At 69.9% G+C, this 20,293-nt stretch carries 14 protein-coding genes; 8 read left to right on the plus strand and 6 right to left on the minus strand.

Translation table 11 applies throughout. The annotated features are described in order from the left end of the window. Positions 1–21 precede the first annotated feature (21 nt). From rfbA to CLV67_RS52015, 5 genes are all read left to right on the plus strand, one after another. On the plus strand, positions 22–894 hold the full coding sequence (rfbA, locus tag CLV67_RS23570) for a glucose-1-phosphate thymidylyltransferase RfbA (protein WP_106321882.1): 873 nt from the start codon (positions 22–24) through the stop codon (positions 892–894). Further along, positions 891–1,502 (plus strand): dTDP-4-dehydrorhamnose 3,5-epimerase family protein, encoded by a 612-nt coding sequence (locus CLV67_RS23575; protein WP_106321884.1) that lies wholly within the window; start codon positions 891–893, stop codon positions 1,500–1,502. Before rfbA ends, CLV67_RS23575 begins: the two co-directional genes overlap by 4 nt. A 231-nt stretch (positions 1,503–1,733) precedes the next feature. Next, positions 1,734–3,230 carry a sugar transferase gene (locus CLV67_RS23580; RefSeq protein ID WP_106321886.1) on the plus strand — a complete coding sequence of 499 codons (1,497 nt, stop codon included), beginning with the start codon at positions 1,734–1,736 and terminating at the stop codon, positions 3,228–3,230. A gap of 210 nt (positions 3,231–3,440) precedes the next feature. Continuing rightward, complete coding sequence (locus CLV67_RS23585; protein WP_106321888.1) at positions 3,441–4,196, plus strand: hypothetical protein; 756 nt, start codon at positions 3,441–3,443, stop codon at positions 4,194–4,196. Beyond that, positions 4,193–4,345, plus strand: a complete 153-nt coding sequence (locus tag CLV67_RS52015) for a hypothetical protein (RefSeq protein ID WP_170153966.1) — start codon at positions 4,193–4,195, stop codon at positions 4,343–4,345. Before CLV67_RS23585 ends, CLV67_RS52015 begins: the two co-directional genes overlap by 4 nt. A 147-nt stretch (positions 4,346–4,492) precedes the next feature. Here the strand turns inward: CLV67_RS52015 and CLV67_RS54295 are convergent, their stop codons facing one another. Together CLV67_RS54295 and CLV67_RS23595 are read right to left on the minus strand one after the other, a co-directional pair. Continuing rightward, positions 4,493–8,923, minus strand: a complete 4,431-nt coding sequence (locus CLV67_RS54295; protein ID WP_106321890.1) for a DUF4082 domain-containing protein — start codon at positions 8,921–8,923, stop codon at positions 4,493–4,495. A gap of 16 nt (positions 8,924–8,939) precedes the next feature. Then, positions 8,940–12,128 (minus strand): N,N-dimethylformamidase beta subunit family domain-containing protein, encoded by a 3,189-nt coding sequence (locus tag CLV67_RS23595; RefSeq protein WP_106321892.1) that lies wholly within the window; start codon positions 12,126–12,128, stop codon positions 8,940–8,942. A gap of 350 nt (positions 12,129–12,478) precedes the next feature. On the opposite strand from CLV67_RS23595, the gene CLV67_RS23600 reads away from it, so the two are divergent. Further along, the gene (locus CLV67_RS23600; protein ID WP_106321894.1) at positions 12,479–13,429 is read left to right on the plus strand and encodes a glycosyltransferase family 2 protein; all 951 of its coding nucleotides are present in this window, start codon (positions 12,479–12,481) and stop codon (positions 13,427–13,429) included. Between the two features lie 2 nt (positions 13,430–13,431). Here the strand turns inward: CLV67_RS23600 and CLV67_RS23605 are convergent, their stop codons facing one another. The 4 genes from CLV67_RS23605 to CLV67_RS23620 all read right to left on the minus strand — a co-directional run bounded on the left by CLV67_RS23605 (position 13,432) and on the right by CLV67_RS23620 (position 17,574). After that, positions 13,432–14,097 (minus strand): polysaccharide deacetylase family protein, encoded by a 666-nt coding sequence (locus tag CLV67_RS23605; RefSeq protein ID WP_106321896.1) that lies wholly within the window; start codon positions 14,095–14,097, stop codon positions 13,432–13,434. Between the two features lie 6 nt (positions 14,098–14,103). Then, on the minus strand, positions 14,104–14,964 hold the full coding sequence (locus CLV67_RS23610; RefSeq protein WP_106321898.1) for a glycosyltransferase: 861 nt from the start codon (positions 14,962–14,964) through the stop codon (positions 14,104–14,106). After that, entirely contained in the window at positions 14,961–16,250 is a 1,290-nt protein-coding gene (locus tag CLV67_RS23615) for a glycosyltransferase family 4 protein (protein WP_106321900.1), read from the minus strand. The genes CLV67_RS23610 and CLV67_RS23615 overlap by 4 nt, the downstream gene beginning before the upstream one ends. Positions 16,251–16,503: 253 nt before the next feature. Further along, entirely contained in the window at positions 16,504–17,574 is a 1,071-nt protein-coding gene (locus CLV67_RS23620) for a glycosyltransferase (protein ID WP_106321902.1), read from the minus strand. Between the two features lie 555 nt (positions 17,575–18,129). On the opposite strand from CLV67_RS23620, the gene CLV67_RS23625 reads away from it, so the two are divergent. Both CLV67_RS23625 and CLV67_RS23630 read left to right on the plus strand, forming a co-directional pair. Continuing rightward, on the plus strand, positions 18,130–18,882 hold the full coding sequence (locus tag CLV67_RS23625) for a hypothetical protein (protein WP_106321904.1): 753 nt from the start codon (positions 18,130–18,132) through the stop codon (positions 18,880–18,882). Beyond that, entirely contained in the window at positions 18,879–20,261 is a 1,383-nt protein-coding gene (locus tag CLV67_RS23630; RefSeq protein ID WP_106321906.1) for an O-antigen ligase family protein, read from the plus strand. Before CLV67_RS23625 ends, CLV67_RS23630 begins: the two co-directional genes overlap by 4 nt. Positions 20,262–20,293 lie beyond the last annotated feature (32 nt).

Genomic DNA, 20,293 nt, shown 5'->3' on the forward strand with positions numbered 1-20,293 from the left:
CCGACTGTTTAGGGTCAGCCGGTGCGCGGAATTCTTCTCGCCGGTGGTACCGGTTCGAGGCTCTGGCCGATCACCATGGCCATGTCCAAACAGCTCATGCCCATCTTCGACAAGCCGATGGTCTACTACCCACTGACGACCCTGGTGTCAGCGGGCATTCGGGAGATTCTGGTCATCACGACCCCCGAGGACCAACCACACTTCGAGCGTCTGCTGGGTGACGGGAGCCGATTCGGCCTCGACCTGCAGTACGCGGTTCAGCCCAAACCCGACGGTATCGCCCAGGCGTTCCGGATCGGGGCCGACTTCATCGGTGACCAGCCCGTTGCGCTGATCCTGGGGGACAACATCTTCCAGGGTGTCGGCCTCGACCGGCAGCTGTCCCGCTTCGGCGACCTCTCCGGCGGCCGGATCTTCGCCTATCCGGTGGCGGACCCGGAGCGGTACGGAGTGGTCGAGTTCGACGAATCGGGCAAAGTGCTTTCAATTGAGGAGAAACCGGAGCATCCCAAGTCGACGTACGTGGTGCCGGGCCTCTACTTCTATGATGCCGACGTGGTGAAGATCGCCGAGAATCTGGAGCCCAGCGCCCGCGGCGAGCTGGAGATCACCGCGGTGAACGAGGAGTATCTGCGCCAGGGACGGCTCGATGTGACGGTTCTGGACCGGAGCACGGTATGGCTGGACACCGGGACGTTCCAGTCCATGGTCCAGGCCTCGGAGTACGTCCGGGTGATCGAGGAGCGGCAGGGTTTGAAGATCGGTTGTGTGGAGGAAGCGGCCTGGCAGGCCGGCTTCATCTCCGACGACGAGCTGCGCGAGCTGGCGCAGCCGTTGCTGAAGAGCGGGTACGGCCAATACCTGATCCGTCTGCTGGACGGCGGTGTGCGGTGAAGATCCGCCCCCTGGGTATCGAGGGCGCCTTCGAGGTGACCCCGGTGCAGCACGGTGACGATCGGGGCCGGTTCCTGGAGTGGTACAGGTTCGACGCCCTGGCCGAGGCTGTCGGGCATCGGCTCGACCTGGCACAGGCCAACCTGTCGACCTCGGCGCGGGGTGTGGTGCGCGGTGTTCATTTCGCCGATGTGCCGCCGGGGCAGGCGAAGTACGTGACATGTGTCTCGGGCGCGGTGCTCGACGTGATCGTCGACATTCGCGTCGGTTCGCCCACCTTCGGGACGTGGGAGGCGGTGCGGCTGGACGATGAGGATCGCCGGGCCGTCTATCTGTCCGAAGGATTGGGGCACGGATTCTGTGCCCTGACCGAGGGCGCCACCGTGGCCTACCTGTGCTCTTCGACCTACCGGCCGGGGCACGAACACGGAGTGCATCCGCTTGATCCCGAACTTGGGATTGCCTGGCCGGTGGCCGAGCCCGTACTGTCCGGCAAGGATGCTGTGGCTCCCAGCCTCGCCGAGGCCGGCGCGAAAGGTTTGCTGCCTCGTTACGCCGCTTGTCACAGCTATGTCGAATCGCTGCGTCAGATTGACGACAGTCGATAGTGAGAGTGCCTGCGCGGTCCTACTTGGACACTCGCGTCTCCCGGTTCCCCGCATCATCCGAATCGCCATGCCTGTCGAACGGAAAGATGTAGCGCGATCGTGGTCGCATTGACAGTCTGTCTGTTGTGTCTCGGTGGTTTCCGCCAAGGGGCGTTTCTGGTCGGTGTGTCCGAGCACACCTTCACATGTGGATCATCATGAGTCGGTCGCAGCCGACGATGGGGGCCTGGCGTGCGAACAATTGAATCAGTCGAGACCGTCGATCTCGCGGCGACCGCCGCGCAGCTCAAGGCCCGTTCCCGGGCCACCAAGGCCCGCACCGGGTGGCAGAGCCGCTACGCCCGGTCGCTCTACGTCATCGACTTCCTGGTGGGCCTCAGCGCCGCCTCGTGGGCGCTGCTGCTCCGGTTCGGCGCCGAGGGCATCGCGCCGTATCAGCGTGATTACCTTGCGCTCACACTGCTTCTGCCGCTGGCGTGGATCGCGTGCCTCGCGTTCAACCGAGCGTATGAGCCCCGTCACCTCTTCGTAGGCACCGAGGAGTATGCGCGGGTATTCCGTGCGGGATTGGCGCTGACCGCCGCTCTCGCCATTGTTTCGTTCGCATTCGATCTGCGCCTGGCCCGCGGTTACGTCCTCATCGCCATGCCACTGGCGCTCCTGGTCGACCTCGGCGCGCGTTTCTTCTACCGCCAGCGACTGCACCGCGCCTGGGCCAACGGCCAGCGCCTGCACCGGGTCGTCCTGGTCGGTCACGAGCGCGCGGTGCTCGACATGACCCGCCGGCTCAGCCGCGAGCGTTTCCACGGTCTCGGCGTGATCGGTGCCTGCCTGCCGCCCGGTCCGCCCCGTACCCGGGCCGTCACCGGCATGCCACCGATCTACGGCAACTTCGACGACGTCGCCACGGCGGTCGCCCGCTCGGACGCGGATACCGTGATCGTCCTGTCCTGCCCCGAGATCGACGGCCCCGCGGTCCGCCGTCTCGCCTGGCAGCTGGAACGCGACGACATCGACCTGATCGTGGCCAGCACTCTGGTCGACGTGGCCGGCGACCGGACCACCATCCGGCCGGTCGACGGCCTGCCGATGCTGCACGTCGAGCACCCCAAGCTCAAGGGCAGCGCCCGCGTCGTCAAGGAGATCTTCGACCGGGTCGGCGCGATCATGCTGCTCCTGCTCGCGTCGCCGGCGCTCGCCGTGGTGGCGCTGCTCGTGAAGTTCGGGCCGCGCGGTCGTGGCCCGGCGATCTTCATGCAGGAACGGGTCGGACGCAACGGCAAGCCGTTCATGCTCTACAAGTTCCGGACCATGCAGGTCGACGCGGAAGCGCGCCTCTTCGAACTCGGCAACCTCAACGACACCGACGGCGCGCTGTTCAAGATGCGTGAGGACCCGCGGATCACACCGGTCGGCAAGTGGCTGCGCCGCTTCTCGATCGACGAACTGCCGCAGCTGCTCAACGTGGTCAAGGGCGACATGTCGCTGGTCGGCCCGCGCCCGCCGCTGGCCAAGGAGGTCGCCGACTACCCGGCCGACATGTTGCGCCGCCTGGTGGTCAAGCCCGGCCTGACCGGTCTCTGGCAGGTCTCGGGCCGTTCCGACCTGTCCTGGGAGGAGTCGATCCGCCTCGACCTCACCTACGTCGAGAACTGGTCACTCGCCATGGACCTGGCCATCCTCTTCCGCACGGTCAGCGCGGTCGTCCGCAGCTCGGGCGCCTACTGACCGCTCCGCACCACCACAAAGGCCCGGGGAGCTGTCTCCCCGGGCCTTCTGACATTCAAAACCATCATCCGGTACGCCCTACGCGCGCCCGTGGCTGGCCGGTGCCCACCACCCGGTCCCGTGGCTCATGGAGGGCGACCCAGCCGTGTGGGCAACCCGGTCCCATAATCGCGTGGACACCCGAGCCGGCCCCCGGGCACACTCCCGCGAGTGAGTACGACGGATGCCGACCTGGCCCTGCTGTACCTGGCCGACTTCGGGTTCACTCCGATCGGACCCGACCGATGGCGGTCGGACGGCACCCCTCCGGAGGAGATGTCAGGCGAGGACGTCGCCTTCCACACCGCGTTCGAGATCACCACCGACGAGGACCTGGACGCCGTACAAGGTGTGCACACGGCGCTCGGCCTGCTCGACCTGACCGCCGCCTTCGAGGTGTTGACCCATCTCAACGCCTACGTCCTCGACAACACCGACCCGGCGGTCGCCGACACCTTCTGGGCCGGCCTCCGCGACCGGATGGCGGCCCCGGAACCGATCGAGCACCTCAGACTGAACCTGAGGACCTACTGGTTCTGGGGAGCGACGGCCAGGGCCGCCTTCGACGCGCTGCTCGGCGACGACGTGCGCCGCTTCGCGGAGGCGGGCCGCCTCCCCGACCTGGCCACCGGTCCGCTGCATCGGCGCGCCCGCCACGTCCTGGAAGACTCGGGCGCGGTCGACTGGGACGACAAGCGCGACGTCTATCAGGCCGCCGCCACCGTCGCCGAGCTTCGGCCGGCGGTTTTCCGCGCCCTGCTCGGCAGCTATCACGCCGCGTCCGGCCGACTCGACCCACCCGAGGCCCTGACCCTGCTCGACAGTCTGCATCTGCCCGCCGACACCGAACACCTGCCCCAACTGGCTGCGGTCCTCCGCAAGGGCGTAGCGAAGCACTACGAAAACCCCACCGCCTGGCGGGCGTGACGCTGTATGGCGCGCGCCGGCCCGGCGTTGACCTGACCGCGGAAACTCTTCAGCGTCTCGGCGCTGACCGCGAGGCCATCCAGCTGATTCGGTGGGAATACAAGATTGACGTCGAGTTGCCCGTCCGGGGAACCGTCGACATCCGTTGAACGACCACCATGCCGCGATCGACGGCCTGCTCGCCCCGCCCCGTGCCGTCGGCCTCCACCAAGGCTGACTGTGATGGTGTGACGGTAAAAGGGGGCCGCCCCGGCACCCGCGGGGAGCGGGTGCCGGGGCGGCCGTGGGGGAGGGGATTACTTCTCTGTGGGGTGGTGCAGCTCCGCGCCGTCGGAGGTGATGCCGACACCGTGCAGGACCGGCGTGGAGCCGCCGGCCGTCCGGGTCAGTTCGGCCCGGTACTGGGCGTACCGGGAACCACCCGGCACCTTGCCGCCCTGCCCGACCGCGGTCCACCCGCTCCAGGACGCGTCCGGCGTGCTGGTGCTGCCGGTCCGCACGAACAGCCGCACGGAAGACCCGCGAGGCACGGTGGCCTGGTAGGTCAGCCGGTCCCAGTGGACCATCTGCTGCACGTCCAGGACCCGCGACACGAGGCTGCCGGAGCGGCCCCCGCCCGCGAGCCGCACACCGTCGTCGCCGACCCTGGTGCCCGACTCCACACCGGTCCGCAGCTGCGGCGCCGTGTAGTCGGCCACACCGACCGCCGCCGACACGAACGTCGCCGCCGGGCGGTCCAGCGCCGGCCACGTCGTCACGTTCCCGGCCGCGTCGACACTGCGTACCCGATAGTGGTAGGTCTTCTGCGGTTCCAGGTCGGTCACCACGGCACTCTGCCGCGTGCCGCTCTGGGTGCCCGGCCACCGGTCCAGCGACTCCGGAGTGCCGCCGACCAGCAGTGTTCCGGCCGAGGACTCGCTGGTACGCCACGACACCTGTGCCGTGCCGTCCGGCCTAGGTGTCACGGTGACCGCCGAGGTGCCGGGACCGGTGCGGTCGGCGGCGCCGGTGGTGACCTTCTGCAGCGGGCCGGTGGTGGTGCGGCCGGCGGGGGTGGTGACCTTCACCCGGTACCAGTAGGTGGTGCCGGGGTTCAGGCCGGCGAGCCGCACGGTGCGCTTGCCGGACTCGGTGCCGTCCACCGCGGTCCGCGTGAGGGCGGTGGGCGCGTCGCCGTACACGATCTCGGTTTTGGAAGCACTGCTGCTCGCGACCGTGACCGATGCCGTGGTGCCGCCCGCCTCGGCCGCGGCTGTCGCGGTGAGGGTGGCGGTGGCCGCGGCGGCGTAACCGGCGGTGTACGCGCCCGAGGCGGCGCTGAAGAACGCGTACTCCACGCCCTTGATCGTGGTCCTGGTGAACGGGACCGCGACGCCCGCGCGGGTGAGGGTGGACAGCGTGCGCCCGCCCGGTCCGGCGGTCGGCACCATGCCGGTGAGGCCGTTGGCGCCGGTGCCGACGTTGACCGCGAAGGTCAGGTTGTTCCCCGACCAGGCGATGTTCGAGTACGAGGACGCGTTGCGCCCGTCGAGCCAGGTGAGCAGCTGGTGGCCGGTGATGATCGGCACGTTGCGGCTCAGCGCCGATGCCAGGACCTGGTCACTGTCGTACGTGGTGGCCTGGTCGGTGTGCATGTTGGCGGTGAACGCCCCGTAGTAGCCCAGCGACCCGAGGGCCGCGTCGAGCAGGGCGTTCGAGGTGTACGGGTAGCTCTGCCCCGACTCGTCGGTCATCTGGGTGGCGGCCTGGTAGTTGTCGATCAGCGCACCGCCCGAGTCGGCGAACCGCATCGGCATGCCCGAGCCGGTCATGAACCCGGGCCGGTCGGCGACCCAGGTGTCGGGCCAGTAGTAGTAGTTGGTGTCGAGCCGGATCCCGTTGGCCGTCTCGGCGGTGGCCTGGCTGGACCAGTCCGACCAGACGATGCAGTGCGTCCGGTTGGTGTCCGGGGCACGCACCGAGCTGTACTTGGACCGGAACGACGCCAGCTGGTCGGTCAGGTTCGCCGCGATCGAGGCCGCCGTGTAGTCCGAGCAGTTGGTGCTCAGGTGCAGGCCGACCTCGAAGCCGCGGGTCTGGTAATTGCCCGCCTGCGTGTTGCTGAGCGGGGTGTTCGGGTACACGTACGAGGTGAACCGCGGGCACTGCCAGTCGTCCACCACGCAGCCGGTCGCGCTGTTGGCGAGGTACTGGTCGAACCGGCCCGCCGTGCCGCCGGTGGCGTGGTCGTCACCGGTGGCGACGACGACCGCCTTGAGGCTGCGGGGGAAGTACCAGAACCTCGGCAGCGGCTTGCGGTCGAGGTTCATCGCCCCGATCAGGTTGGCGAGCAGTCGCTGCTGCTCGTCGGCCTGCGGGACCGCGACCTTGGTGAGGTCGACCCAGTCGGCCGAGCCGGCTCCGAAGTACATGTCGTTGGAGCGGACCGGCGCCTTGCCGTCCCGGTTCTGCTTCTCCCAGGCCGGGTTGCCCTGGCGGGTGTAGACCAGGGAGCGCGGCAGGTCGAAGGTGAACGCCGCCGCCTGGCCGCCGGAGGTGCCCACGTCGGTCAGGGTGACCGCCGGGTTGGTGGTGGCCGCCGTGGCGCTGGAGTACAGCGTCGCCACCGACCGCGCGCCGGCCAGGGTGTAGCGGTCGGCGGTGGAGTGGTACTGGATGGTCTGGCTGGTGATGCCGGCGCCGGGCGACGACGACGTGTCGACGCGCAGGTAGCCCTCGGCCAGGGTTCCGGTGGTCGACGTCAGGCCGAGCAGGCTCGCCAGCTGCTTGTCGGGACGGAACGTGATGAGGTTGCCGCCGCCGGAGACCCAGGTGGTGAACATGGTGACCTGGGCCGCGGTGAGCGGCGTCGAGCCGAGCAGCACCACGTCGTACTGGCCGAGCAGTGTGGCGTTGACCGCGGACAGGTCCACGGTGGCGAACTCGTTGAGGCCCTCGTTGCGCAGCACCTCGGCGGCGAACGAGGTGAACCCGCTGGCGCCGGAGACGGTCGACTTGATGACCAGGACCGGGCCGCCGGGACCCTGGTCCGGCGGCGGGGGCGGCGGAGCCGCGGTGGTGAACGACCAGGTGACCGGGGCCATCACGTTGCCCGCGGAGTCCCGGGCGCCGCTGACCGTGGCGGTGTAGGTGGTCGAGTACGCCAGTGCCGCCGACGGCGTGAAGATCGCCGAGGTGGTGGCGCTGTCGTAGGCGGTGCTGCCGGCGACGGCGCCGGACGGGCCGCTCAGGGCCACGGCGGCGGCCGTGACCGGCTCGCTGAACGTGGCGGTGACCGGGCCCGAGGTGGCCGCGCCGGACGATCCGGCGGCCGGTGCCCGCGACGACACGACCGGGGCCGTGGTGTCCGCCGCGGTGGTGTCGAAGACGACGTCCACCCAGTAGTTGGTCGCCTGGTAGGTGCTGCTCGGGAAGCCGCTCGCGCCGTACCGGTAGACGCCGTTGCCGCCGTCGGTGCCGTTGGCCAGGGCGGTCAGCGGGCCGCGGGTGACCGCCGAGGCGAGCCCGTTGCTGCTGACCGCGTACCGGCCCACCGGCGCGTGGTAGGACGCGACGTAGGTGGTGTTCGCGGCCACCGAGACCGGGCTGGTCAGGGTGGCGGTCTGCCATCCGGTGGCGCTCTCGCCGGTGAAGGTCACCGTCGTGAGCCGGGTGCCGCCGCTGTTCCACAGCGAGCCGGTGTGCGTGCCGGTGTTGCCGCTGCCCTTGTAGAACTTGAGGGCGGTGATGTAGCCGGCCGAGGTGGTACGGAACTTGACGCCCAGTTCGACGGCCGAGTTGTCACTGGCCGCCGCCGTGGCCGGGGTGGCCGTGGACGCCCAGATCGAGCACGGGCATCCGGAGCCGCCGGCCGCCGCCGTGGTGAACGACCAGGAGAACGGTGTCATCGTGTTGCCGGCCGCGTCCCGGGCACCGGAGACCGTGGCCGTGTAACTCGTCGTCGGTGCGAGCGAGCCCGGGGTGAACGTCACCGTACGGGTGCCCGCGTTGTAGGCGGTGGTGCCGGTCGCTCCGGCCACCGTGAGGGCGACCGTGCCGGTCTGGATCGCCTCGCTGAGGACCGCGCTGACCGAGCTGGTGGTCGCCACCCCGGTCGCTCCGGCCGCCGGGCTGGTGCCGGTGACCGCGGGCGGCGTGGTGTCGGCCGCGCTCGGGGTGAACACGACGTCCACCCAGTAGTTCGCGGCCTCCCACGTGTTGGTGGGGAAGCCGCCGCCGCTGCCGTAGCGGTAGACGCCGTTGCCGCCGTCCTCGCCGTCGCGCAGCGCGCGCAGCGGGGCGTTCTCGACGCCGGCCGAGGCGAACGCGCCGGTGTCACCGGCGTACCGGCCGTTCGGCGCGTAGTAGGACGCGACGTAGGTGGTGTCGGCGGTGATCGTGATCGGGGTGGCGAACGTGGCGGTCTGCCAGCCGGTCGCGGTCTCGCCGGTGAACGTCACCGACCCGAGGTTGGTGCCGCTCGCCGACCACAGGTTGCCGACGTGGGTGCCGGTGTTGCCGGAGCCCTTGTAGAAGCGCACCGCGGTGATCTGACCGGGCAGGTCGGACCGGAACTTCACGCCCACCTCGACGGCCGAGGGGTCGGAGTCGGCCGGGGTGCCCGGTACCGCGCTGGCGGCGAAGATGCTGCACGGGCAGGTCGCGGCGGAGGCCGCCGTCGGGGAGACGACGGCGACCATCGCGGCGACCAGGGCCAATATCAGGAGGAACGGACGTGTTCGAGCCATGGACAAAGTGCGCTCCTCAGGTGCCCGGGGTGAACACGACGTCCACCCAGTAGTTGCTCGACTCCCAGCTGTTGCTCGGGAAGCCGCCGCCGCTGCCGTACCGGTAGACGCCGTTGGCGCCGTCCACGCCGTTGCGCAGCGCGTGCAGGGGGCCGTTGTCGACCCCGGTGGTGGCGAAGAACCCGCCGTCGAACGCGTACCGTCCGACCGGCGCGTAGTAGGACACGACGTACGTGGTGCCGGCGGTGATCGGGACCGGCGTGGCGAAGTTCGCCTGCTGCCAGCCGGACGCGGTCTCGCCGCTGAAGGTCACCGTGGCGAGCTGCGTCCCGGTGGAGGACCACAGCCGGCCGAGGTGGGTGCCGGTGTTGGCCGTGCCCTTGTAGAAGCGGACCCCGGTGATCGTGCCGGCGACGTCGGAGCGGAACTTCATGCCGAGCTCGACCGCGGCGGTCTCGGAGTCGCTGGCGGTGCCGGGTGTCGCCGTGGCGGGCCAGACCGAGCACGGGCAGTTCGGCCCGGTCGGTGCGGTCCCGGTGGTGAACGTCCACGACGTGCTGGTCATGGTGTTGCCGGCGGCGTCGCGGGCGCCGCTGACGGTGGCGGTGTAGGTGGTGGACGCGGCCAGGGCGGCCGACGGGGTGAAGGTGACGGTCGAGGTGCCGGAGTTGTACGCCGTGGCGCCCGCCACCGTTCCGGCCGGGCCGGTCAGGCTGACCGCTGCCTGGGTGACGGCCTCGCTGAAGGTCGCCGTGACCGGGCTGCCGATCGCCACGCCGGTCGCCCCGGTGGCGGGGGTCCGGCTGGTGACCACCGGCGCGGTGGTGTCGGGCGCGGTGTCGTTCGGGGTGAAGACGACGTCGACCCAGTAGTTCGCGGACTCCCAGGACAGGGTCGGGAAGCCGGTGCCGAAGCGGTAGACGCCGTTGGCCCCGTCGACGCCGTCGCGCAGCGCGTGCAGGGGTCCGCTGTCGACGCCGCTGTCGGCGAAGTAGCCGACGTCACCGGCGTACCGGCCGTTCGGCGCGTAGTAGGACGCGACGTAGGTGGCGCCCGCGGTGAGGTTGACCGGTGTGGCGAAGGTCGCCTGCTGCCAGCCGGTGGCCGTCTCGCCGGTGAACGTCACGCTGCCCAGCTGGGTGCCGGTCGAGGACCACAGCTTGCCGACGTGCGTACCGCCGTTGTTGGGGCCCTTGTAGAAGCGGATCGCGGTGACCTTGCCGGCCACGTCGGCGCGGAACTTGACGCCGACCTCGGTGCCGGTGCCGTCCGGGTCGCTCGGTACCGCCGGGACGTCCTCGGCCGTCCACAGGCTGCACGGGCAGACCCGCTGGCCGATCGTGATCGAGCGGGTGGCGGGCGTGCCGATACGCGCGCTGTCGTCGATCGCGCGGGCGCGGATCTCCAGGGCGCCCGAGCCGCTCGGGGTGAAGCTGTACGTCCAGGTGCCCCGCCCGGTGGCGGGTTTCCAGGTGGTGCCGCCGTCGGTGGAGACCTCGACGCCACCGACCACGCCGCCGACGTCGGTGGCGGTGCCGGAGACGGTGACCCGGGAGCCGGACGACACCGTGGTGCCGGCGGCCGGGGCGGTGATCACCGCGGTCGGCGCCGTGGTGTCGGTGGACGCGGTCGCCGCGGTGAGGCCGCTCTGGATGGTGGCCGGCTGCGCGCCCATGTCGGCGAACAGGTTGACGGTGGCCTGCTTCATCGGGGTGCTGGCGGCGCCGGAGCCGCGGTCGTGGTTGCTGTCGAGGCCCCACGACCACTGCACGGTGCCGGCGCCGAAGACCAGGGCGCCGCTGGGTGCCCGGTAGAGCGTCAGGTGGTGGGTGGCGCTGCCGGAGGTGTACGACGAGCCGTGGTCGGTGAGGATCTCGACGCCGCTGGCGTTGGTGGTGGACAGCCGGATCAGTCCCTGCGGGCGGGCCGCGTTGACCAGGTCCTCGTCCCACTCGTAGCCGACCGTGCCGGTGCCGAGGGTGGCGGTGGCGTTGCTCGCCTGGCTGGCGACGGTGGTGCCGCGCCACAGGCGCATCTTGCCGTCCTCGGCGGGGACCTGCAGGTTCACCGTGCCGGAGTTGACCTCGAAGGCGGTGCCGGTGAGGCTGTTCTCCGGTCGTCCGCCGTTCTTGGGCGGGCTGAACCGCGGGTCACGCCAGGTGCCGGTCCATTCGGTGCTCGGGTCGATGACGGCGTTGGCGTGGGTCTCCTTGTAGCAGACCATGGTCCGGTACGTGGTGCCCGAGCCGTCCACGCTGGTCTCCCAGCGGGTCTTCCAGAACACCTCGTTGCCGCTGAAGAACGCCAGGTTCACGCCGGCGTCGCGGGCCGCCTCGACGTTGGCGCGCTGTGCGCCGGACCAGTACTCGTCGTGGCCGACGGACAGGAACGCCTTGTGGTTGCGCAGCAGGGAGCCGCGCCGGTCGGCGTCGATGCCCGAGATGTAGCTGACGTCGTAGCCGTTGGCCTCGAGGAACCGCACCATCGGGTACTCGGCGTTGAAGACCGCGTCCTCGGCGCCGGTGCCGCGCGTGGTGATCGGACGGTTGTAGCTGACCTTGTAGGCGCGTCCGGCGGGTGAGCCCTGGTAGAGGCTGTTGCCGCCGTAGGTGTTGTACGCCTGCCAGGTGGTGTCCGAGGTCTGGAAGACCAGGTCGGAGCGGCTGGCGTCGTCGCGGACCACGAAGACGACGTGGCTGGCGCCGCTGGTGCCGTCGGTGCGCACGAGCCGTGCGAAGTAGATGCCGGAGACCGAGGTGGCGGGCACGGGCCAGGACGCCGAGACGGCCCAGTTGCCGCAGTCGACGAGTCCGGTCGCGGGGACGGTGATGCAGTCCGGCTGGGTCTGGCGCCCGACCGGGTTGACGCTGGTGATGAGCCGGGCGCCGTTGCCGCCGTAGTAGCCCATCCGGTAGATGTCGAGCCGGTACGAGGTGGCCGTTGACTTGATCTTGAAGTTGACGGTCTCGCCGACGTTGACGCTGATGTCGGTGGTGAAGCCCTGCAGGGCGGCGCTACCCGAGCCGGACACGTCCCACGTGGCCTTCGGGGTGCCGGTCTTGGTGTTCTCGCAGGCCACCGGATTGACGACCGGGGCGCACGGGTCCGCCGCCGCGGCCGGTGTGGCGGACGGCACGGTCAATGCCGCCGCCACCAGGGTGAGAACCAGCAGCGTTCGACGCCGCAGGTATCTGAGATCTCGCAAGGGGTACGCCTCCCTGCCGCGCGCCCCCGGCGACACGGCCGTCGTCCACGCCGGGCCGCCCCGGCAGAGCTGCAAAGATCCTGAGATAGGAGCCCGACGATAACTATCGACCCGCTGACACTCAGAGAGCCCGATGGGTCTTTCGATCCTGTAGGCGGATGAAGCCCGCTACCGACTTGATCCAATCCGCGGACGAAAGTGCCACTCATGTCTGCCCGTTCGGTCATCCGGGCGCGGCCGGGCCGTACCGGGGTGCCGGATTCCGACACTCGCGATGACCGACCGGCGGTACCGGCTGTCCATGGCGGACGGCAGGATGATCGGCGTCTGTGACATCTGGGGAGGACAAGTTGGACAGCACGCCCGAAACCGTGGCGGTAGTCGTGGTCACGTACAACAGCGAACGATTGCTGCCAGACCTGATCGCATCGCTTCCGCCGGGGCTGGAGGGTGTGGACTGGCAGCTCATCGTCGCCGACAACGCCTCCAAGGACGACTCCGTGGGTGCCGTGCGGCGGCTCAAGCCCGACGCGATCGTGGTCGAGATGGGACGTAACGCCGGATATGCGGCCGGCATCAACGCGGCCGTTGCCAAGGCCGGCCGGTTCGACGCCGTGCTGGTGCTCAACCCGGACGTGCGGTTGACGCCCGGCTGTGTGCGTACCCTCCTCAAGGTTCTCAAGACCGAGGGGACCGGCATCGCGGTGCCGCTGCTCAAGGACGGTGACGGCGAGCTCATCCACACGATGCGCCGGGAGCCGTCGGTGCGCCGGGTGCTCGGCGACGCCCTGATGGGCGCGGTCCGGGCCGGTCGGTACCCGGCGCTCGGCGAGATGGTGACCGACGAGAGCATGTACACGGCCGAGCGGGTCGCCGACTGGGCCGAGGGCTCGACCGTGCTGATCAGCGCCGAGTGCTGGAACCGGATCGGCGCGTGGGACGAGTCGTTCTTCCTCTACTCCGAGGAGACCGACTTCGCGCTGCGGGCCAAGGACGCCGGCCTCGCGACCCGCTTCACGCCGGAGGCCCAGGCGGTGCACCTGGAGGGCGACTCCAAGGTCTCTCCGGCGCTGTGGACGCTGCTGACGCTCAACAAGGTGCGGTTGTACGGCCGTCGCCACAACCGGGCGCTCGGTGCCGCGTTCTGGGCGGCCCTGGTGCTGCGCGAGGGCAGCCGTGCGGTGCTCGGCAAGGAGCCCAGCAAGCTGGCGACGAAGGCGCTGGTCAAGCCGTCCCGCCTGCGGGAGGCGCCGGGGCCGGACACGGTCCAGCGCGACGCCGCCCGCGTGGCGGGCCGGTAGTTCTAGCGCAGTCGCTTGACGACGCCGACCGCCTCGAGCTTGAGGCGGGTCAGCGCGCCGGGGCCCACGAGAGCCTCGGCGCGCAGGCCGTCGACGGTGTCGTCGGTGCGCAGGCTGTAGCGGGGCTGCAGCCAGCTGCCGGAGTTCGCGCGCCGCCGGTCGCTGGTAAACACCCGGTGGTACCCGAGCCTGCGCATCTTGGTGAGCAGCTCCCGGTCGTAGCGGCCCAGCGGCAGGGCGGCCCGGTCGACGGGTACGCCGACCGCCTCGGTGATCTGCTCGCGGGCGGTGACCAGCTCGTCGGTGCTGGTCTCGGCGTCCATGCCGCGCCACGGCCGGTGCCACATGCCGTGCGTGCCGATGGTCATGCCGGCCGCGTGCAGCTTGCGTACGTCGGCCTGGTCCAGGCTGCCCGGCTTGCCGAACCGGCCGGCCAGCACGAAGAAGTCGGCGGTCAGGCCCCGCTCGAGCAGGCCGGGCAGGCCGATCTCCAGGTCGGACGTGTTGCTGTCGTCGAAGCTGATCCGCACCGACGGCCAGGTACGGATCTCGTCGAGGACGGCGTGGTACAGCTCCTCGCTGATCCAGTACCGGTCCTCGCCCAGCTCCAGCTCACGCTGCGGGGTGCCGATGCCGTGGAAGCAGATGTTGATGACGTCGTCGCTCATGACTTCCTATCGCTGTTCCGCGGAATCACTGATCCGGGATGACTCGTCACGTCCCCAGGCGGCGCCGCCGTCACCGGCCCGCTTGGCGGCCAGCGCCGCCCACACGGTGATACCGACGTAGCAGACCGCCGCCGGGGCCAGCCAGGGCCGGGGGACCACCACGTCACGCAGCCAGGAGCTGCGCGCGGCGGCCCGGACCGGCACGGTGATCTCGCCGCGGTCGGCGGCCGCCCGCATGGCCGCGTTGCCGCCGCGGACCCGGACCAGGCGCCGGATCAGGTCACCGGTGCGCCGCGGGGTGGCGACGCGTGCGGCGTACGCGTTGACGTGTTCCTTCTCCTCGGGTGCGAACTGCGAGTCGAGGAACAGGTCGTCGGCGACCAGCTCGGGGAACCGGTCGAACCGGGAGCGCCCCTCCTTGGACAGCGCCACCACGCCACGCCCGAACAGCCCGTCGCGCATGACCGGCAGCCGCCCGTGGATCGCGAAGTAGGCCTTGACCAGCAGCGGGCGTCCGGTCAGTTCCAGCTCGCGGCCCACGGTCGCGGACGGCGCCCCGGCCTCGAGGACCTCGGTCAGCGCACGGACGGCCGCGGTGCTCAGCACGATGTCGGCGTCCAGGTAGATCCGGGGGAACCCCTCGGCGGCCGCGTCACCGGCGTTCAGGGCCCCGGCCTTGCCGGGCTTCGCCAGATCGAGCACGCGTACGCCCGGACGCGATCCGGCGATCGTGACGGTGTCGTCGGTGCACCCGTTGGCCACGACGGTGACGTCGATCTCGCCGGGGTGCGCGTCGGCCAGCAGCGCGTCCAGGCAGCGCCCGATGACGGCGGCCTCGTTGTGGGCCGCGATGACGACACTGGTCACGGCTGGTCCACCCGGGTGGGCTGCTCGGAGCCGGTGCGCTGACGCGGGATCCGCGGGGCTTGCGTGGACTGGGCGGGCTGTTTGGGCAGGCGCTTGGCGAGCAGCCGCTGGAACACCGAGGCGTACGGCCCGGCCTGGTGCTCCCAGGAGAGCTGGCCGAGGAACCGGTCGCGGCCCAGCTTGCGCATCTGCGCGCGGCGCTCCGGGTCGTCGAGCAGCTCGTTGATGACCGCGGCGAACTCCTCCGGGGCGCCGGTCGGCACGTACGCGCCGGCCTCGTCCAGGGTGCGCCGGGTCTCGATGCCGTCGGCGGCCACGACCGGCAGGCCGCGGCCCACGTACTCGACGGTCTTGGCCATCGTGGAGAGCTGGTTCATCCGGGTCGGCAGGTCGGGCTGGATCGCCACGGTGGCCGAGCGCAGCACCTCGTCGACCTGCTCGCCGTTCAGCCAGCCGGTCAGCTCGACGACGTCCTCGAGGCCCTTCTCGGCGACCAGGGCGCGCACCGACGGCATGCTCTCGCCGTCACCGGCCAGCACGATCTTCCAGCCGTGGCGGCCGCGCAGCCGGGTCAGCTCGTCGGCGGCCAGCACGACGCCCTCGACGTTGTCCTGCGGGCCGAACACACCCAGGTAGACCACGCGGAGCACGCCGTCGGCCGGCACCGGCTCCTGCGGGTCGCCGTCGACCTTGATCTCCTTCAGGGACGGGCCGTTGCGGACCACGGTCACCTTGTCCGGGTGCACACCCTTGCGTACGGCGTTGTCCTTGAACGACTGGTTGGTCGCGACCACCTCGGTGGCGGTGCGCAGGGTCAGCCACTCGAAGGCGTTGAGGGCGCGCAGCACCCACTTGTTGGGCTCGCCGTCGCCGCGGGAGATGTAGACCTCCGGGCACAGGTCGTGGTGGTCGAACACCCACGGCCGGCCGATCGCGCGCAGCAGCAGGGCGAGCGGCCAGTAGACGTCCGGCGGGTTGCAGACCTGCACGGCGTGGGCGCGACCGGCCAGCACCTCACCGATCAGGCGCACCGCGATGCAGAGGAAGGACCAGCCGAACTCGACGGCGAAGGTGAGCAGGCCGCTGCCGTACACCTTGACCGGGTAGGGCTTGAGGCGGGTGTTGCGGCTGCCGGGGAGGACCTTCAGGCTCTTGTCGCCTCGCGGTGCGATGACCGTGACGTCGAAGCCCTTCTCCTCCAGCGTTAGGCATTCCCGGATGACGCGGCGGTCGCGTTCGGCCGGCAAGTTGGCGATGAGAATGGTGACGTGCGGATTGCCTGGCATCGTCTCGTCTGTCCTTCTGGGTCGATCGACTCGCTGGACACAGTGCCGGGTCCCTCCGGCAGCGGCCAGTGGCTGTCCGGCCGGAATCATGTCGTCCATTTCACTTAGACGGCCATCTTGATCCACATTCGGAGTAATGACCGTTTTGGAAGCCTTATCGGTTCCGTTGTGAATGGGTGCCCAATGCACTGTAGATATCGACCGGTATGCACGTTCCCGCGGCCCCCGCCCGCGGGTGTCGTATCGAGGACAGCTAGGGTCGGCGCAGCCCGCCGTAGAAGGCGAGCAGATCGTCGCGCAGGCCGTCCTCGTGGTAATGCGACAGCACGTGCTTCGAGGCCGCCAGGCCTGCCGAGCGCAGCGCGCCCGGGTCCGCCTGATACCTGCCCAGCGCGTCCTCCACCGCCACGGCGAAGGCCAGCAGATCGGCCTCGGCGATCGGCGCGCAGAACGCCGGGTCGAAGAAGTCCCGCCCGCCCAGGCCGGTGAAGCCCACCACGTACGCGCCGCCGGCCATCGCCTCGGCCGGTGGCAGGCCGAACCCCTCGCGCTCGCTGAAGCTGAGGAACACCGCGCATCCGCGCAGCGCCTCGGCGGTCTCGGCCTCGGTCAGCCCGTCGATCGCCAGCAGCTCCCAGCCGTCCAGGGCGCCCCGGCCGCGCAGGATGTGCAGCAGTTGCTCCTGCTCCTCGGCCCGGCGCCGGGGCATGAAGCCGATCCGCCGGCCGGCCGGGGTGGTGCCCGGGTGGAAGACCCGCTCGTCGACGACCACCCGCGCCACGTGCACCGGCAGATCCGGGAACGCGTACCTGAGCAGGGCGGCGTTGTCGCGCGAGACGGTGAGCAGCGCCTCGATGCCGGGCACGCCGGCGTACGGTGCGCCCGGCCCGGTCTCCGTGAACGGCACCCGGGCGAAGGTCGAGTAGGCGTTCTGGTTGAAGACGACCTTGCGGCAACCGGCCGGCAGGGCGTCCAGCCCGGGCCCGTAGTACTCCGGGACCACGAGCAGGTCGTCGCGTCCGAGGGTCACGTCGCGGGCGGCCAGCACCCGGGTCTCGTTGCGGAACCAGCCGACCCGGAAGCCGGGCCGATCGTGCAGCACGGCGGCGTCCCGGCCGGCGGCGTTGAGCAGGTCCACGTGCCGGTAGATGACCCGGATACCGCCGGACGGCTTGTCATCGTCCGGGCACAGATAGTAGATGGTGCCGGTGCCCGGAGTGTCCGAATCGTACTTTAGCTCCGCCGGTGTCCGTCGGCGCAGCTCACGGCCGGACGCCACCCGCCGGAGGGCGTCGCGAACAGGTTGGACGATCGGGTTCGGCATGAGGGGAGACTCCACGAGAGGTCGGTTGCGACCGCCACCGGCCGCCTACGAAACCCTCCCCGTCCGATCGGCCGAGGACAACCTCCGAACGGATCACCGGAGAAGTCCAGTTGCCGACCGGTTCCGGTGCCGGAGATACCTTATTATCGATTTCGGCGCACCCCTGTGACGTAGATCTAGAGATTCCAGCATTCGGGTTCCATGGGGGACACTGGCGCTGTCAGGGCAGGTACCACTAGGTTCTACCCGCTGGTCGGCCGCCGGGGTCCGATCTTCCAAACGCACGAACGGTAACGGCAAGGGGAACTGTGGACCTCTGGGACATGACCAAGCTGCTCTTCCGGCGGTGGTATTTCTCGCTCCCCATGCTCCTGGTGACCCTGGCGTTCGTCGCCGTCGCCGCCGTGACCGTCAAGCCGGACTACAGCGCCAAGGGCCACACCCAGTTCATCCCCCCCGACCGGCACCACCGCCAAGGACGGGACCAAGAACCCGATCGACAACCCGTGGTACGACCTCGGTTACGAGGCCCTGGCCAACGCCACGGTCATCGACGTGACCAAGAAGTCGGTCCTCGAGCAGATGGTCGAGCAGGGTCTGAGCGACAACATCACGGTCACCACCGACCAGGTGCCGCTGTTCGCCATCGAGGTGGTCGGTGAGTCGCCCGAGCAGGCCACCGCCACCGTGCAGTTCGTGCAGAAGGGCATCGCCGACGCCGTCCAGCAGCGTCAGGAGACCCTGCGGGTGGCGGACACCGACATCATCAAGACGCTGCAGCTCGACGACGGCGGCGAGGTCGAGGAGAAGAGCTCCAAGATCATGCGGGTGATGGTCGTCGCCGCCGGCCTCGGTCTGCTGCTGACCGCCGGCTTCACCATCGGCATCGACGCCCTGATCCGCTGGCGTGCCAACCGCCGCCGCAAGGACGAGGACGAGGACCCGACCGCTCCGTCAGTCGTCGGCGCCGTCCCGTCGGGTGGCCGCGGTGGAGGCCAGGTCCCGCCGAGTTACGAGAAGACCCAGACCGTCATCATCCAGCAGCCGCCTGCCGCGGCGGCCGCCGCCAAGCCGGCCGAGCAGCAGGGCGCGCGTGCCGGCAACGGCAGCAACGGCAAGCCGTCGGTGCCGCAGCAGCGTCGTGGCACCGAGAGCAGCGGTACCGCGTACCGGTCGCAGCAGACCTCCGGCAACACCCCCGAGCAGCGCGGCCCGGACCCCCGCCTCGAGCAGGCCCCGGCCGACGCCACCATCGTCCTTCCGCCGTGGGGCTGGAAACACGACGACAAGAAGGCCGAACGGCGGTGAGTTCGCCGACCGTCTCACACCCGGTCGACTTCGAACCGTCCCTGCTCGATGAGAACGTCTACAGCTCGCGGCGGTACCGGACCACGATCGACGTGGCCACACTCGTCTCGATCTGTGTGGTTCTGCTCTATGTCCTCCCCGGCACCCTGATCGTCCCGAACCTGACGTACGCGGGACGACCCGCGCTGCTGCTCTGCCTGCTGATGTTCGCCTGGTGGTGCCTGGCCCGGCTCAGCCCCCGGCTGTTGCTGGTCGGCCCGCAGCCGATCCGCTGGTTCCTCGGGCTCTACCTGATAGCCAACGTGATGTCCTACATCGCGGGCCTCCTGCGCGGTCTTCCCACGCAGGAGGCCAACGCGCAGAACTTCGCGATGCTGCAGCTGTTCGAGTTCCTCGGGGCGGCGCTGATCGTCGCCGACGGCATCCAGAACTGGGACCGGCTCAACCGGGTGCTGCGGATCATGGTCTACAGCGCCGGCTTCATGGGTGTGGTCGGCATCCTGCAGGCGACCCTGAAGATCGACGTCTCGGAGTACTTCGTCATCCCCGGCCTCGAGGTCAAGGGTGGTCTTGTCGGCTTCGGCACCCGCGGTGACGAGGGTCAGTTCCGCATCGCCGGCACGACGACGCACTACATCGAGTTCAGCGCCGTGGTGGCGATGATGGTGCCGTTCGCCATCCACGTGGCCCGGTTCGCCGAGACGAAGTTCCAGCGCCGGTTCGCGGCGCTGTGCGGCTTCCTGATGGCCGTCTCGAACCCCATGTCGATCTCCCGGACCGGCATCGTTGCGCTCGCACTCGCGCTGATCATCATGGTGCCGATCTGGTCGTGGCGGTTGCGCTACACGTTCCTCTACATGGGCGTCGCCGCGCTCGGGGCGATCACGATCGCCAAACCGGGTGTGCTCGGCACGCTCAAGGCGATGTTCCTCAACGTCGGGGTCGACCCGAGCATCGAGGGGCGCACCAACGACTACGACCTGGTCGGGCACTTCTACGATCAGCGGCCCTGGCTGGGCCGCGGGCCGCGGACGCTGCTGGCCGATCCGGTGCGTGACACCATCCTCGACAATCAGTGGCTTTACACCCTGGTGACCGGTGGGATCATCGGTGTCGCGGCGCTGCTGATCCTGCACATCGCCGCGATCACGCTGGCCGTCATCGCGTTGCGGCGATCCAAGCGCGAGCAGGACCGGCATCTCTGTGTGGCCCTGATCTCGGCGCAGGCGGTCGCGGTCGTGGTCGGTGGCACGTTCGACTCGCTGTACTACACGACCTTCGCCATCACGCTCGCCCTTTTCATCGGCATGTGTGGCACCGTGTGGCGATTCACGCATCCGGCCAGGACGGTGAGAACCGCCACCGCCCGCCGGACGTGATCGGCTGCCTCCCTAACATGGGGGGCGATTCA

It is taken from the genome of Actinoplanes italicus (genome assembly GCF_003001815.1).
GTDB lineage: Bacteria > Actinomycetota > Actinomycetes > Mycobacteriales > Micromonosporaceae > Actinoplanes > Actinoplanes italicus.